10 protein-coding genes are annotated in these 16,180 nt (G+C 64.5%); 4 read left to right on the top strand and 6 right to left on the bottom strand.

Going from position 1 to position 16,180, the window contains the following annotated elements:
* Positions 1-25 precede the first annotated feature (25 nt).
* The 3 genes from odhB to typA all read right to left on the bottom strand — a co-directional run bounded on the left by odhB (position 26) and on the right by typA (position 6,445).
* On the bottom strand, positions 26-1,300 hold the full coding sequence (gene odhB, locus CFB47_RS08890; protein WP_089456100.1) for a 2-oxoglutarate dehydrogenase complex dihydrolipoyllysine-residue succinyltransferase: 1,275 nt from the start codon (positions 1,298-1,300) through the stop codon (positions 26-28).
* A gap of 135 nt (positions 1,301-1,435) precedes the next feature.
* Positions 1,436-4,300, bottom strand: coding sequence for a 2-oxoglutarate dehydrogenase E1 component (locus CFB47_RS08885; RefSeq protein WP_069247825.1), 2,865 nt, complete (start codon positions 4,298-4,300; stop codon positions 1,436-1,438).
* A gap of 318 nt (positions 4,301-4,618) precedes the next feature.
* The gene (typA, locus tag CFB47_RS08880; RefSeq protein WP_021162397.1) at positions 4,619-6,445 is read right to left on the bottom strand and encodes a translational GTPase TypA; all 1,827 of its coding nucleotides are present in this window, start codon (positions 6,443-6,445) and stop codon (positions 4,619-4,621) included.
* 328 nt (positions 6,446-6,773) lie between these two features.
* Between typA and CFB47_RS08875 the strand changes: the two genes are divergently transcribed.
* From CFB47_RS08875 to CFB47_RS08860, 4 genes are all read left to right on the top strand, one after another.
* The gene (locus CFB47_RS08875) at positions 6,774-7,265 is read left to right on the top strand and encodes a MarR family winged helix-turn-helix transcriptional regulator (protein WP_069247824.1); all 492 of its coding nucleotides are present in this window, start codon (positions 6,774-6,776) and stop codon (positions 7,263-7,265) included.
* An 87-nt stretch (positions 7,266-7,352) separates the two neighbouring features.
* On the top strand, positions 7,353-8,849 hold the full coding sequence (locus CFB47_RS08870; protein WP_089425216.1) for an efflux transporter outer membrane subunit: 1,497 nt from the start codon (positions 7,353-7,355) through the stop codon (positions 8,847-8,849).
* Positions 8,850-8,901: 52 nt separating this feature from the next.
* Complete coding sequence (locus CFB47_RS08865) at positions 8,902-10,116, top strand: HlyD family secretion protein (protein ID WP_089460974.1); 1,215 nt, start codon at positions 8,902-8,904, stop codon at positions 10,114-10,116.
* A gap of 29 nt (positions 10,117-10,145) precedes the next feature.
* On the top strand, positions 10,146-11,705 hold the full coding sequence (locus CFB47_RS08860) for a DHA2 family efflux MFS transporter permease subunit (RefSeq protein ID WP_071334374.1): 1,560 nt from the start codon (positions 10,146-10,148) through the stop codon (positions 11,703-11,705).
* An 83-nt stretch (positions 11,706-11,788) separates the two neighbouring features.
* On the opposite strand, the gene truB is transcribed toward CFB47_RS08860, so the two are convergent.
* The 3 genes from truB to infB all read right to left on the bottom strand — a co-directional run bounded on the left by truB (position 11,789) and on the right by infB (position 16,164).
* A complete protein-coding gene (gene truB / locus CFB47_RS08855) occupies positions 11,789-12,721 on the bottom strand; it encodes a tRNA pseudouridine(55) synthase TruB (RefSeq protein WP_089460973.1) in 933 nt (310 codons plus the stop codon).
* 13 nt (positions 12,722-12,734) lie between these two features.
* A complete protein-coding gene (rbfA, locus tag CFB47_RS08850) occupies positions 12,735-13,133 on the bottom strand; it encodes a 30S ribosome-binding factor RbfA (protein ID WP_089425212.1) in 399 nt (132 codons plus the stop codon).
* Positions 13,134-13,248: 115 nt separating this feature from the next.
* Complete coding sequence (gene infB, locus CFB47_RS08845; RefSeq protein WP_089460972.1) at positions 13,249-16,164, bottom strand: translation initiation factor IF-2; 2,916 nt, start codon at positions 16,162-16,164, stop codon at positions 13,249-13,251.
* Positions 16,165-16,180: the final 16 nt, after the last annotated feature.

Here is a 16,180-nt window from a genome sequence, read left to right as displayed (position 1 = left end):
GCGGGTCAATGCGGTGAAACTCGGCTTACAGGTCGAGCAGCAGGCGTGCCGGATCTTCCAGCGCATCCTTCATCGCGACGAGCGACAGCACGGCTTCGCGGCCGTCGATGATGCGGTGGTCGTACGACAGCGCGAGGTAGTTGATCGGACGGATCACGATCTGGCCGTTTTCGACGACCGGACGCTCCTTCGTCGCGTGCACGCCGAGGATTGCCGATTGCGGCGGGTTGATGATCGGGGTCGACAGCATCGAGCCGAACACGCCGCCGTTCGAGATCGAGAACGTACCGCCCGTCATTTCCTCGATCGACAGCTTGCCGTCCTTCGCCTTCTGGCCGAACTCGGCGATCTTCTTTTCGATCTCGGCGAGGCTCAGTTGATCCGCGTTGCGCAGGATCGGCACGACGAGGCCGCGCGGCGAGCCGACAGCGATACCGATGTCGAAGTAGCCGTGGTAGACGATGTCGTTACCGTCGATCGACGCGTTCACGAGCGGAAACTTCTTCAGCGCGTGGACGGCCGCCTTCACGAAGAACGACATGAAGCCGAGCTTCACGCCATGTTCCTTCTCGAACTTGTCCTTGTACTTGTTGCGCAGCTCCATGACCGGGGCCATGTTCACTTCGTTGAACGTGGTCAGGATCGCGTTGGTCTGCTGCGACTCGAGCAGACGCTCGGCGATACGCGCGCGCAGGCGCGACATCGGCACGCGCTGTTCCGGACGGTCGTTCAGCCAGGTCGCGGCCGATGCCGGCACCTTCACTTCCGGCAGCGACGGCTTCGCAGCGGCGGTCTTCGCCGGTGCGGCAGCCGGAGCGGCCTTCGGTGCGCTGCCTGCTGCCAGCGCGTCGCCCTTCGTGACGCGGCCGTCGCGGCCCGAACCCGCGACGTCGCCTGCCGACAGGCCCTTCTCGGCCAGCAGCTTCGATGCGGCCGGCGATGCGGTGGTCGACGATGCGGCTGCAGCGACCGGCTGTGCTGCCGGTGCAGCTGCAGCAGGCGCTGCTGCCGGCTTGACTTCGGCGGCGCCTGCCGCGGCTTCGGCTGCACCTGCCTTCGCTTCGGTGTCGATCGTTGCGATCAGCTGATCGGCAACGACGGTGTCACCGTCGTTCTGCAGCACTTGCGCGAGCACGCCCGCGGCCGGTGCCGGCACTTCGAGCACGACCTTGTCGGTCTCGAGTTCGATCAGGATTTCGTCTTGAGCAACTGCTTCGCCCGGCTTCTTCTTCCACTGCAGCATGGTGGCTTCCGAAACCGACTCCGAAAGCTGGGGGACTTTGACTTCTACGATAGCCATGTGATTTTCCTGGATGCTTAATCTGGGGTGTGACGAGGTTCGTGCGATTCCTTCGGCCGGTGCGGCGCGCAACGCGCCCGGCGGGCCAAAAGAGACGGGAAAGCGCATGGCGCCTTCCCGTTTCGCTTCCGTCGGTTATTTCGCGATCGATGCGCTCTTCAGGCGGCCGAAAGCACCTTCGATGAGGGCCTTCTGCTGCTCGTAGTGCTTCGCGTAGTAGCCAACCGCCGGCGAGGCCGAAGCCGGACGGCCGCTGTATGCCAGCTTCTGCCCTTCCTTCATGCCTTCCTTCAGATGGTGCTCGACGTAGAACCAGGGGCCCTGGTTCTGCGGCTCGTCCTGCACCCAGACCACTTCAGTCGCGTTCTCGTACTTCTTCATTTCGGCTTCGAACTGCTTGTGCGCGAACGGATACAACTGCTCGATACGGATGATCGCGACGTCGTTCGCCTTCGCTTCGCGGCGATGGGCGACGAGGTCGTAATACACGCGGCCCGAGCATGCCAGCACGCGCTTGACCTTCTTCGCGTCGATGCCGCCGTCGGTTTCGCCCAGCACCGGCTGGAACGAACCCTTCGCGAGTTCCGACAGGTCCGACACCGCTTCCTTGTGACGCAGCAGCGACTTCGGCGTTGCGACGATCAGCGGCTTGCGGAACAGGCGGATCATCTGGCGACGCAGCAGGTGGAAGATCTGCGCCGGCGTCGTCGGTTGAACGACCTGCATGTTGTGATCCGCGCACAGTTGCAGGAAACGCTCGATACGCGTCGACGAGTGCTCCGGACCCTGGCCTTCGTAGCCGTGCGGCAGCAGCATCGTCAGACCCGACACGCGGCCCCACTTCACTTCGCCCGACGAGATGAACTGGTCGATCACGACCTGCGCGCCGTTGACGAAGTCGCCGAACTGCGCTTCCCACAGCACGAGCGTGTTCGGCTCGGCGGTCGAGTAACCGTATTCGAAGCCCAGCACCGCTTCTTCCGACAGCACCGAGTCGATCACCGTGAACTTCGCCTGGCCTTCGGCGATGTTCTGCAGCGGCACGTACGTGCCGTCGTTCCAGCGCTCGCGGTTCTGGTCGTGCAGCACCGCGTGACGGTGCGTGAACGTGCCGCGGCCCGAGTCCTGGCCGGTCAGCCGCACCGAGTAACCCGATGCGACGAGCGACGCGAACGCGAGGTGTTCGCCCATGCCCCAGTCGAGCGGCTGGTCGCCACGCGCCATGTTGCGGCGGTCGTTGATCACGCGCTCGACGAGCGGGTGGACCTTGAAGTTTTCCGGGACCGTCGTGATGCGTTCGCCGAGGCGCTTCAGTTCTGCGAGCGGCACGGCCGTGTCGGCTGCATCCGTCCACTTGCGGTTCAGGAACGGAACCCAGTCGACCGCGTACTTGCTCTTGTAGTTCGACAGGACCGGGTCGACCGTGTGGTGACCGTCGTCCATCGCCTTGCGGTACGCCTTCACGTAGTTGTCGGCGTCTTCCGCGGTGATCACGCCCTGCTGCACGAGCTTCTCGGCGTACAGCGCACGGGTGCCCGGGTGCTGCGCGATCTTCTTGTACATCAGCGGCTGCGTGACCGCCGGCGTGTCCTGCTCGTTGTGACCCAGCTTGCGGAAGCAAACGATGTCGATCACGACATCCTTGTGGAACTGCATCCGGTAGTCGATCGCGATCTGGATCGCGAGCACGACAGCTTCCGGATCGTCACCGTTCACGTGCAGCACCGGCGCTTCGATCATCTTGACGACGTCGGTACAGTACAGCGTCGAGCGCGCATCGCGCGGGTCGGACGTCGTGAAGCCGATCTGGTTGTTGATGACGATGTGCAGCGTGCCGTGCGTGCCGTAGCCGCGCGTCTGTGCGAGGTTCAGCGTTTCCATCACGACGCCCTGGCCAGCGAAGGCCGCGTCACCGTGGATCTGCACCGGCAGCACTTGCAGGCCGTCTTCGTCGCCGCGACGGTCCATCCGCGCCTTCGCGGAACCTTCGACCACCGGGTTCACGATTTCGAGGTGCGACGGGTTGAACGCGAGCGACAGGTGGACCGGGCCGCCTTCCGTCGACACATCCGACGAGAAGCCCTTGTGGTACTTCACGTCACCGGCCGGCAGGTCGTCGACGTGCTTGCCTTCGAATTCGGCGAACAGGTCGGCCGGCATCTTGCCCAGCGTGTTGACCAGCACGTTCAGACGGCCACGGTGGGCCATGCCGATGATGATTTCCTGCACGCCGCGCTTGCCCGCGTGCTGGACGACTTCGTCCATCGCCGCGATGAAGCTTTCGCCGCCTTCGAGCGAGAAGCGCTTCTGGCCGACGTACTTGGTATGCAGGTAACGCTCGAGGCCTTCTGCGGCCGTCAGGCGATTCAGGATGTGCTTCTTCTCGTCGGCCGAGAAGTTCGGCGTCGCGCGGGTCGACTCCAGGCGCTCCTGCCACCAGCGCTTCTGTTCCGGGTCGCTGATGTACATGTACTCGGCGCCGATCGTGCCGCAGTACGTGTCGCGCAGGCCCTTGACGATGTCACGCAGCGAAGCCTGGTCGAAACCGAAGTACAGGTTGCTTGCGCTGTACGTCTGGTCGAGGTCGCCTTCGGAGAAATCGTAGAACGCGGGTTCGAGCTCGGGAATGGCGGGACGTTCGCGACGCTTCAGGGGATCCAGATTGGCCCATTGCGAGCCGAGGAAGCGATACGCGCTGATGAGAGACTGGACGTGCACCTGCTTGCGTGCCGCAGCCAGATTGGTCGTGCTTTCGCGCGGAATGAAGGCATTGGCCTTCGCGCGCTCGGCGAACGATTCGACGATCGGAAAATGGGCGACGTCATTGGCATTCGAACCGTCCGTTGCAGGCACATTCTGCAGCGCGTCGAAATACTCTCGCCAGTTTTCCGGCACCGATGCCGGATTGTTGAGGTATGCATCGTACAGTTCTTCAACGTACGAAGCATTGCCGCCGAACAGATAGGAGTTCAGCTGAAACTGCTTCATTACATCTGACATTTTACGCTCACCTTTCTTCGAGCTTCTCGAGAAATAGCGGGTTACTCAACCTTCCGCGACACGGCCTGACCGTTTAGCGGATTGCGAATCAAGTCTTGCTTGGAAGGACCTAAAACTTGCGTGCGCGCAGCATATCACAGAACCGATACCGGAGTTCACGGCGAAATGTGCCCGAAAGCACCGCGCGACGGGGTTTTGCCGGATTGCCACGAGCCGCGGGAACAGTGTTTTGCAGACAATCCGATTGCGCCTCGCGCAGATGCAAAAAAGGCTGCCCGCAGGCAGCCTTTTCCGTGACGCAGCGAACGGCCGGAACGCTTAGTCGACCGCGCCTTCGCGGCTCGCGCGGCGACGCTCGTGCTCCTTCAGGAAGCGCTTGCGCAGGCGGATCGATTGCGGCGTCACTTCGACGAGCTCGTCGTCGTCGATGAATTCGACCGCGTATTCCAGCGACATCTGGACCGGCGGCACGAGGCGCACCGCTTCGTCGGTACCCGACGCGCGCACGTTGGTCAGCTGCTTGCCCTTGATCGGGTTCACGACGAGGTCGTTGTCGCGGCTGTGGATGCCGATGATCATGCCCTCATAGAGCGCGTCGCCCGGCTTCACGAACATGCGGCCGCGATCCTGCAGCTTCCACAGTGCGTAGGCCACGGCAGCACCGTCGTCCTGCGAGATCAGCACGCCGTTGCGGCGCTCGAACACCGAGCCGTCCTTGACCGGTGCGTACGAGTCGAAGATGTGGCTCATCAGGCCCGTGCCGCGCGTGAGCGTCAGGAATTCGCTCTGGAAGCCGATCAGGCCACGCGCCGAGATCTTGTACTCCAGACGCGTGCGACCGCGGCCGTCCGACGCCATGTCGAGCATCTCGCCCTTGCGGCGGCCGAGCTCTTCCATCACGCCACCCTGATGCTCGTCCTCGACGTCGACGGTCAGCAGTTCGTACGGCTCGTGACGCACACCGTCGATTTCCTGCATCACGACGCGCGGACGCGACACGGCCAGCTCGTAGCCTTCACGCCGCATGTTCTCGACGAGAATCGTCAGGTGCAGCTCACCACGACCCGACACTTCGAACACCGTTTCGTCGCCGGTGTCCTTCACGCGCAGCGCGACGTTGTGGTTCAGCTCCTTCATCAGGCGGTCGCGGATCTGGCGGCTCGTGACGAACTTGCCTTCGCGGCCGGCGAGCGGCGACGAGTTGACGAGGAAGTTCATCGTCAGCGTCGGTTCGTCGACGGTGATCATCGGCAGCGCTTCCGGCGTATCCACCGCGCAGATCGTCGCGCCGATGCCGACGTCTTCAATACCGTTGATCAGCACGATGTCGCCCGCTTCGGCCGATTCGACCTGCACGCGCTCGAGACCCGTGAACGACAGCACCTGGTTGATCTTGCGGTTCAGCACTTCGCCTTCCGGGCCGAAGCGCATCGCGACCGGCTGGCCCGGCTTGATGCGACCGCGCGTGATGCGGCCGACGCCGATCCGGCCGACGTACGTCGAATAATCGAGCGACGTGATCTGCAGCTGCAGCGGTGCGTCCGGATCCGCCGGGCGGACCGGCACGTGCTCGAGGACTGCCTCGAACAGCGGGCGCATGTCGCCTTCGCGCGCGGCCGGGTCGAGCGACGCATAGCCGTTCAGGCCCGATGCGTAGACGATCGGGAAATCGAGCTGCTCTTCGGTTGCGCCGAGCTTGTCGAACAGGTCGAAGGTCTGGTTGATGACCCAGTCGATCCGCGCACCCGGACGGTCGATCTTGTTGACGATGACGATCGGCTTCAGGCCGAGCGCGAGCGCCTTCTTCGTGACGAAGCGGGTCTGCGGCATCGGGCCCTCGACCGCGTCGACGAGCAGCAGCACCGAGTCGACCATCGACAGCACGCGCTCCACCTCGCCACCGAAGTCCGCGTGCCCCGGCGTGTCGACGATGTTGATGTGCGTGCCTTCGTACTCGACCGCGCAGTTCTTCGCGAGAATCGTGATCCCGCGCTCTTTTTCGATGTCGTTCGAGTCCATCACCCGCTCGGCAATCTGCTGGTTCTCGCGGAAGGTGCCGGACTGGCGAAGCAGTTGGTCGACGAGCGTGGTCTTGCCGTGGTCGACGTGGGCGATGATGGCGATATTGCGAAGGGCGCGGGTCATAGAAACCTGGAAATCGTTTGAACGCGCAAAAGCGCCCGCTCGTTTTTCACGGGCGCGCGCATTGCAGCTTGGAAAGCCACAAATTATAGCACGTGCGGATGTCGGGAGCTGACCGGCACGTTGCGACGCAACACCAGACGACCGCACACCCTCCCCTCGAACCCGCCGGTCGGCCGAAGCCCGCGCCATTGGCAAGCCCCAAAAACCTTATTGGGATAGTGGATTTATGGGACACAAAGCGCGCCCTTTGCCGTTCGATTAACATTTGCCGCGGCAAGCAACTGTGCCTATACTGCTGCCTAGTCAACTATTGCAGCTTCAGGGTTTTATGTCGGATTCTTCTACCCAACCGCCCGTCTCGCCGCTGTCCTCGTATCAGATGAACGACAGCGTCGGTTATCTGATGTCGCGCGTGAAGTCCGTGATGACCAACCTCGTCACGCAACGCACGCAGGAGGAGCTCGGCATCACGGGCACGCAGGCGAGCATGCTGTTCATGATCGCGGTCGGCAAATGCTCGACGGCCGCCGAGCTCGCGCGCGAGTACGGGATCGACGCGAGCGCGGTCACGCGCCTGCTCGACCGGGTCGAGAAACGCGGCCTGCTTTCTCGCGTCCGCAGCGTCGAGGATCGGCGTGTCGTGCGCCTCGAGCTGACCGACGAAGGCCGTGCACTCGCCGAACGGCTGCCGCCGATTTTCCGCAGCGTGCTCGACCAGGTGCTGGACGGGTTTACGCCGGAGGAAGTCGGGTTTCTGAAGAGCATGCTGCGCCGCATTCTCAGCAACTACTGCGAGACCGCCGGCGGCAGCATCACGTAATAGTTGCCATAACAATTACTTTTGACAGATTAATGTAAGGAAATCCTTGCAGTGTCCATCATTCATTCCGAGTCAGGGATCAGCGCGATGAAATCCTCCCCGTTGTCCGTGCGCGCCGGGTCGTGCCGCGCCGCCGTCGCCGCCGCGGTCGCCGCACTGGCACTGGCGGGCTGCGCGAACTACATCGGCATCAAGAGCGACAAGCAGATCGCCCCCGCGTCGCAATTCGAATCCGCCCAGAGCCTGCCGGCCCAGGGCGGCCAGTGGCCGGCGCTCGACTGGGCCAGCCAGTTCGGCGATCCGCAACTGCCGAAGCTGATCGACGAAGCCCTGCAGGGCAATCCGTCGATCGCGCAGGCGCAGGCGCGCATCGCAAAGGCGTCGTCATACATCGAATCGTCGCGCTCGAACCTGATGCCGAAGGCGGAAGCCAGCTATTCGTGGACGCGCGAGCTGTATTCGTCGAACGCGCTGTTCCCGCCCCCGTACGGTGGCCAGTGGTACAGCGAGAACAACGCGCTCGCGAGCGCGTCGTGGGAACTCGACCTGTGGGGCAAGAACCGCGAGCGCCTGCATACCGCCGTGTCGCAGGAAAAAGCCGCCGAAGCCGACATGCAGCAGGCACGCATCACGCTCGCGTCGTCGGTCGCACGCACCTACAACTCGCTCGCGCAACTCTATGCGCTGCGCGATATCGCGCAGCGCGAGATAACCAACCGCGAGACGGTCGGCAAGATCACCGACGGCCGCGTGTCGGCCGGCCTCGACACCAACGTCGAACGCCAGACGGCGCGCGGCAATATCGCGACGACCCAGGCTTCGCTGTCCGATCTCGATGGCCAGATCACGACGGTGCGCTACCAGCTCGCCGCGCTGCTCGGCAAGGGCCCGGACCGCGGGCTGCAGATCGCCGCGCCCGTGGTGAACCCGAGCGGTGAAGTCGCCCTGCCCGGCAACCTGCCGGCCGATCTCGTGTCGCGCCGCCCCGACATCGTCGCCGCGCGCTGGCAGGTCGAAGCCGCGATGCATGACGTGAAGGAAGCGAAGGCCGAGTTCTATCCCGACGTGAACCTCGCGGCCGGCTTCGGCTTCGATGCGTTCGGCTGGGGCAAATTCCTGAACTTCGCGAGCCGTCAGGCGCAGTTCGGCCCGGCGATCCACCTGCCGATTTTCGACGCCGGCGCGCTGCGCGCGCAGCTCAAGGGCCGCTACGCGGACTTCGACCTGTCGGTGGCGAACTACAACCAGACGCTGATCAGTGCGCTGAACGACGTCGCGACGCAGGTCGCATCGATCCGCGCGGTCGATCGCCAGATGGGCGATGCGCAACGCGCACTCGACGCATCGACGCGCGCCTATGACCTCGCGGTCATCCGCTACAAGGCCGGCCTGTCGCCGCAACTGCAGGTGCTGACCGCGGACAGCAACCGCCTCGCATCGGAGCAGACGGTGACCAACCTGAAGATGCGCCGCCGCGACATGCAGCTCGCGCTGATCAAGGCGCTGGGTGGTGGGTTCGATGCGACCGGCACGCCGCTCGCCGCACCCGATGCCGACAAGCCGACAAAACAGGCCGCCAACTGATCCGGCGCCACCACTACGCAGACACTCGAAATAACGGACGGAGAAAATCGCCATGAGCGACCAACAAAACGCCGCCAGCGCGCAGCCGCAGAACAACGGCAAGCGCAAGCGAATGATGACGCTGCTCGTCGCGGTCATCGTGATCGCGGCCATTGCGTACGGCCTGTATTACTTCCTCGTCGCCCGCTTCCATGAAGGAACCGACGACGCGTACGTGAACGGCAACGTCGTGCAGATCACGCCGCAAGTCACCGGCACCGTGATCGCGGTGAAGGCCGACGATACGCAGACCGTCAAGGCCGGCGATCCGCTCGTCGTGCTCGACCCGGCCGACTCGCAGGTCGCGCTGCAGCAGGCGGAAGCCAATCTCGCGCAAACGGTGCGCCAGGTGCGCGGCCTATTCGTCAACGACGACCAGTACCGCGCACAAGTCGCGCTGCGCCAGTCCGACTTGTCGAAGGCGCAGGACGACCTGCGTCGCCGCCTCGCCGTCGCGCAGACGGGCGCCGTGTCGCAGGAAGAGATCTCGCATGCCCGCGACGCGGTGAAGGCCGCGCAGGCGTCGGTCGACGCCGCGCAGCAGCAGCTCGCATCGAATCGCGCATTGACCGCGAACACGACGATCGCATCGCACCCGAACGTGATGGCCGCCGCCGCGAAGGTGCGCGACGCGTACCTCGCGAACGCACGTAACGTGCTGCCCGCGCCGGTCACCGGCTATGTCGCGAAGCGCTCGGTGCAGGTCGGCCAGCGCGTGTCGCCCGGCAACCCGCTGATGTCGGTGGTGCCGCTCAATGCCGTGTGGGTCGACGCGAACTTCAAGGAAGTCCAGTTGAAGCACATGCGCATCGGCCAGCCGGTCGAGATGACGGCCGACATCTACGGCTCGTCGGTCACGTACCACGGCAAGGTGGTCGGCTTCTCGGCCGGTACGGGCTCGGCGTTCTCGCTGTTGCCGGCGCAGAACGCGACGGGTAACTGGATCAAGGTCGTGCAGCGCCTGCCGGTGCGGATCGAACTCGATCCGAAGGATCTCGACAAGCACCCGCTGCGCATCGGCCTGTCGATGCAGGTCGACGTGGACATCAAGGACGAACGCGGCGACCAGCTCGTGAACGCGCCGAACACCGTTTACGAGACCAACGTGTTCGCGAAGTACGGCGACGAAGCCGATGCCGAAATCGCCCGCATCATCGCCGAGAACGCAGGCGGCAACGCATCGGCGCCGGCCGCGTCGAAGTCGAATGCCGTCGCGAAGATGATGTAACCGTTCCGACTCCGGAAAAAGCAACCGACATGGCACAGGCTCCTGTCTCTCACCCGCCCTTGCAGGGCGGGCAACTCGTGATCGGGACGATCGCGGTATCGCTCGCGGTGTTCATGAACGTGCTCGACACGTCCATCGCGAACGTCGCGATCCCGACCATCTCGGGCGACCTCGGCGTGTCGTCCGACCAGGGCACGTGGGTCATCACGTCGTTCGCGGTCGCGAACGCGATCTCGGTGCCCCTGACCGGCTGGCTGACCGACCGCTTCGGGCAGGTGCGCCTGTTCCTCGCGTCGATCATCCTGTTCGTGATTTCGTCGTGGATGTGCGGTCTCTCGCCCAACCTGCCGTTCCTGCTCGGCTCGCGCGTGCTGCAAGGCGCGGTGGCCGGCCCGATGATTCCGCTGTCGCAAGCGCTCCTGCTGTCGAGCTATCCACGCGCCAAGGCACCGATGGCGCTCGCGCTATGGGCGATGACGACGCTGATCGCGCCCGTCGCCGGCCCGATCCTCGGCGGCTGGATCTCGGACAACTACTCGTGGCCGTGGATCTTCTACGTCAACATCCCGGTCGGCATCGCCGCGGCCGCCGCGACGTGGGCGATCTATCGCAACCGGGAGTCGGCTGTGCGCCGCGCGCCGATCGACGGCGTAGGCCTCGCGCTGCTGGTCGTCTGGGTCGGATCGCTGCAGATCATGCTCGACAAGGGCAAGGATCTCGACTGGTTCGCGTCGACGACCATCATCGTGCTCGCGCTGACCGCCGTCATTGCGTTCGCGTTCTTCGTCATCTGGGAATTGACTGCCGAGCACCCGGTCGTCGACCTGTCGCTGTTCCGCATGCGGAACTTCACCGGCGGCACGGTTGCGCTGTCGATCGGGTACGGCCTGTACTTCGGCAACCTCGTGCTGTTGCCGCTGTGGCTGCAGACGCAGATCGGCTACACCGCGACCGACGCCGGTCTCGTGATGGCGCCGGTCGGGCTGTTCGCGATCCTGCTGTCGCCGCTCACCGGGAAGTATCTGCCGCGCACCGATCCGCGCTTCATCTCCACTGCGTCGTTCCTGACGTTTGCGCTGTGCTTCTGGATGCGCTCGCGCTACACGACGGGCGTCGACGAATGGTCGCTGACGCTGCCGACGCTCGTGCAGGGCATCGCGATGGCCGGCTTCTTCATCCCGCTGGTGTCGATCACGCTGTCCGGCCTGCCCGGCCACCGCATCCCCGCGGCATCGGGCTTGTCGAACTTCGTGCGGATCATGTGCGGCGGCATCGGCACGTCGATCTTCCAGACCGCCTGGGACCATCGCAACAACTTCCATCACGCGCAACTGGTCGAGCAGGCGAACGTCTACAACCCAACGTTCAACCAGGCCGTCACGCAGATGGGCAACCTCGGGCTGACGCAGGACCAGGCGCACGGGCTGATCAACAACATGGCCACGCAGCAGGCCGCGCAGCTCGGCGTGAACGACTTGTTCTACATCTCGGCGGCGATTTTCGTGCTGCTGATCGGGCTGATCTGGATCACGAAACCCGAACGCTCGGGTGGTGGCGATGCAGGTGCCGCGGCATCGGCTGCACACTGAACACGCAGCCTGGACGCAAACAAAAAGCCCGGTCGACATCGACCGGGCTTTTTCATTCGAGCGGGAGCGTTCGCGCGGCTGCGTCAGGCCGCCGTGACGACGAGCCGTTCCGGCGCCAGTACGCCGTTCGCCTTGCGCGCCACGCCGAGCAGCCGAGTGGCGTCATAGACGCGCACACGCTCGCCTTCGGCCGCGTCGATCGGATCGAGCGCCGACAGCGGCAGGCGCTGGCCGTGCAGGAACCGTTTCGCGCTGGTTTCATCGAGACGAACCAGCGGAAACGTCGACAGCAACGCGTCGACCGGCTGGAGCCATGCATCGCGCGACGCTTCGTCTGCATCGGACAGCGCATCGAGCGTCACCGCATGCTCGAGCGTCAGCGCGCCGACGCCCGTGCGACGCAGCATCGTCAGATGCGCGCCGCAACCGAGCGCCTCGCCGATATCCTCCGCCAGCGTACGCACGTAAGTGCCCTTGCTGCAGGTCACGCGAAACGTCACGTCAGGCAGGTCGCACGCGAGCAGGTCGAGTGCGAGGATCGTCACGTTGCGGCCCTCGCGCTCGACGATCTGCCCCGCCCGCGCATATTCATACAGCGGCTTGCCGTCACGCTTGAGCGCCGAATACATCGGCGGCACCTGCACGATCTCGCCGGTGAAGCGCACGAGTGCGGCTTCCACAGCCGCGTGGTCGCATTCGACGGGCCGCGTCTCGATCACTTCGCCTTCCGCGTCGCCGGTGGCCGTACGCTGGCCGAGACGCATCGTCGCCTCGTAGGTCTTGTCCGCTTCGAGCAGATCCTGCGAGAACTTCGTCGCCTCGCCGAAGCACAGCGGCAGCAGGCCGGAAGCCAATGGATCGAGCGTGCCGGTGTGACCGGCTTTTTTCGCGAGCAGCAGACGCTTCGCGCGAATCAGCGCATCGTTGCTCGACAGGCCGACCGGCTTGTCGAGCAGGAGGACACCGTCCAGCACGCGCCGGGGCACGCGCGGACGTTGGGGTGCTGCAGTCGTCATAGGCCGGTCGAGCTCAGTCGTCCTTGGCGGCCGAATCGGCCTCGTCGTCGTCCTTCGCGCGCGTCGAGTTCGCTTCCTTGATCAGGCGCGACATTTCCACGGCCTTCTCGATCGTCTGGTCGTAGTGGAAATGCAGCGTCGGCACCGTATGGATGTGCAGGCGCTTGAACAACAGGTTGTGCAAGTGACCCGACGCGTGGTTCAGCGCTTCCTGCGTCTTGTCCGGATCGCCGGTCAACGCGGTGAAGTAGACCTTCGCGTGTGCGTAATCCGGTGTGAGCTCCACGCTCTGGATGGTCACGATGCCGATGCGCGGGTCTTTGACCTCGCGCATGATGAGTTCGGACAGATCGCGCTGAATCTGGTCAGCGATCTGCACGTTGCGATTGGGGGAAGTACGTTTCCTGGACATGATCGATCCGTGATCCGTTTATCAGGATAAAGCGGCGGCCAGTGTTGGCACGCCACCATGAAAATGGGCGGGACAGGCCCAAAGCCTGCCCCGCCCATGAGCCGATGCGCGAGGGTTACAGCGTACGCGCGACTTCGGTCACTTCGAAGACTTCGAACTGGTCGCCTTCGACGATGTCGTTGAAGTTCTTCACCGACATACCGCACTCGAAGCCTTGCTTCACTTCCTTCACGTCGTCCTTGAAGCGCTTCAGCGATTCGAGTTCGCCCGTGAAGATCACGACGTTGTTGCGCAGCACGCGCACCGACGACGAGCGCTTGACGACACCGTCCGTCACCATACAGCCGGCGACTGCACCGATCTTCGGTACCTTGAAGACCTGGCGCACCTCGACCATGCCGGTGATGACTTCGCGCTTCTCCGGCGCCAGCATGCCCGACATCGCCGCCTTCACCTCATCCACTGCGTCATAGATGATGTTGTAGTAGCGGATGTCGATGCCGTTCGACTCGGCCAGCTTGCGCGCCTGCGCATCTGCACGCGTGTTGAAGCCGATGATGACCGCCTTCGATGCCGTTGCGAGGTTGACGTCGTTTTCGCTGATGCCACCCACCGCGCTGTGCACGATCTGCACGCGCACTTCGTCGGTCGACAGCTTGAGCAGCGATTGCACGAGTGCTTCCTGCGAGCCCTGCACGTCCGCCTTGATGATGAGCGGCAGGTTCTGCACTTCGCCTTCGCCCATCTGCTCGAGCATGCTTTCCAGCTTCGCGGCCTGCTGCTTCGCCAGCTTGACGTCGCGGAACTTGCCCTGACGGAACAGCGCGATTTCACGCGCCTTGCGCTCGTTCGGCAGCACGATCACTTCTTCGCCCGCACCCGGCACTTCCGACAGACCCTGGATTTCGACCGGGATCGATGGGCCGGCTTCCTTCGTCGGCTTGCCGTTTTCGTCGAGCATCGCGCGCACGCGGCCATAGGCCGTACCCGCCAGCACGACGTCGCCTCGGTTCAGCGTACCGGACTGCACCAGGATCGTCGCGACCGGGCCCTTGCCCTTGTCGAGCTTCGCTTCGATCACGATGCCCTTGGCCGGCGCCTCGACCGGTGCCTTCAGTTCCAGCACTTCGGCTTGCAGCAGCACGTTCTCGAGCAGATCGTCGATACCCGCGCCCGTCTTCGCCGAAACCGGCACGAACGGCGAATCGCCGCCGTACTCTTCCGGCACGACGCCTTCCGCGACCAGCTCCTGCTTGACGCGATCGAGATTCGCGTCCGGCTTGTCGATCTTGTTGATCGCGACGACGATCGGCACACCGCCTGCCTTCGCGTGGGCGATGGCTTCCTTCGTCTGCGGCATCACGCCGTCGTCGGCTGCCACCACCAGCACCACGATGTCGGTCGCCTTCGCGCCGCGTGCACGCATTGCCGTGAACGCTTCGTGACCCGGCGTATCGAGGAACGTGATGACGCCGCGCGGCGTTTCGACGTGGTATGCGCCGATGTGCTGCGTAATGCCGCCCGCTTCGCCCGCTGCAACCTTCGCGCGGCGGATGTGGTCGAGCAGCGAGGTCTTGCCGTGGTCGACGTGACCCATGACCGTGACGACCGGCGGACGCGGCAGTTGCTCCGCATCGGTACCGGTTTCGCCTTCGACGAGCAGCGCTTCCGGATCGTCCAGCTTCGCGGCAACCGCGCGGTGGCCCAGTTCTTCGACGATGATCATCGCCGTTTCCTGGTCCAGCACCTGGTTGATCGTGACCATCTGGCCCATCTTCATCATCACCTTGATGACTTCGGAGGCCTTGACCGACATCTTGTGCGCGAGGTCGGCAACCGACACGGTTTCCGGCACGTGCACTTCACGAACGATCGGCTCGGTCGGCGCTTGGAACGTCGAGCTGTCCTGGTGACGGCCGCGACCCTTCGGACCGCCGCGCCAGCCGCGGTCGACACCGCCGCTGGAATCGCCGCGCGTCTTGATGCCGCGACGCTTCGATGCGTCGTCCTGCCAGCCGCCCTTGCCTGCGCCCGGCTTCTTGTTACGGTCGCCCGCACCTGCCGGCGCAGTCGTGGCCGGCGCTGCCGCACCGGCCGGCTTCTTCACGGCCGGACGCGCCTGCGCACCTTCCGGCTTCGCCGGCTTGTGCAGCGTGCCCTTCGCTTCGGCCGGCTTCGGCGGCTCCACCGGCTTCGGCGGCTCGACTGCCTTGACCACGGCCTTGCGCGGCGTGTTCATCATTTCGCGGATCGCACGCGCTTCGGCTTCTGCCGCTGCACGACGCTTGCTGATCTCTTCCTGCTCGGCGCGCGCCTTGTCCGCCGCCTCGCGGGCAGCGTCTTCAGCCTTCTTCGCCGCTTCGCGCTGAGCCGCACGTTCGGCGGCTGCGCGTGCTTCGTCCTGCGCGGACTGCGTGCTGGCCGTTTCCTGCTGCTCGGCTGCCGCAGCCTGCTGTGCGGCCGCCTGCTGCTGCGCCGCCGCTTCGGCCGCGGCACGCTTCACTGCGGCCTCTTCCTCGGCGCGACGACGCTCGGCTTCAGCCGCTTCCTCGCGGGCGCGGCGCTCTGCTTCCTCGCGCTCGAGGCGTTCCTGGCGCTCGCGAAGCTCCTGCGCCTGCTTCTCGAGCAGCTCGGCCTCACGGCGCGCTTCTTCTTCGCGACGCTTCAGTTCCGCATCGTCGTCCGCCTCGGCAACCTGCGCCTGTCCCTGTTCCGCACCCTCGCTCACGTCGTCGCGCTTGACGAACGTACGCTTCTTGCGGACCTCGACCTGAATGGTGCGAGCCTTGCCCGTCGCGTCAGATTGCTTGATCTCCGACGTATGCTTGCGGGTCAGCGTGATCTTGCGCTTGTCGCCGTCGGTTGCGCCGTGCGACTTGCGCAAATGATCGAGCAGACGCGCCTTGTCCGTTTCGGACAGCGCATCGTCTTCACTCGCTTTCTGGACGCCCGCTGCCTGCAGCTGTTCGAGCAGCACACCAGCAGGCATTTTCAGTTCCGCGGCAAATTGGGCTACGTTGTTACTCGCCATTCATTCCTCTTAGTGC

This window comes from Burkholderia sp. AU27893, from assembly GCF_002223205.1.
Lineage (GTDB): Bacteria > Pseudomonadota > Gammaproteobacteria > Burkholderiales > Burkholderiaceae > Burkholderia.
Note: the sequence above shows the minus strand (reverse complement) of the source record. Positions and strands in the feature narration are given on the sequence as shown.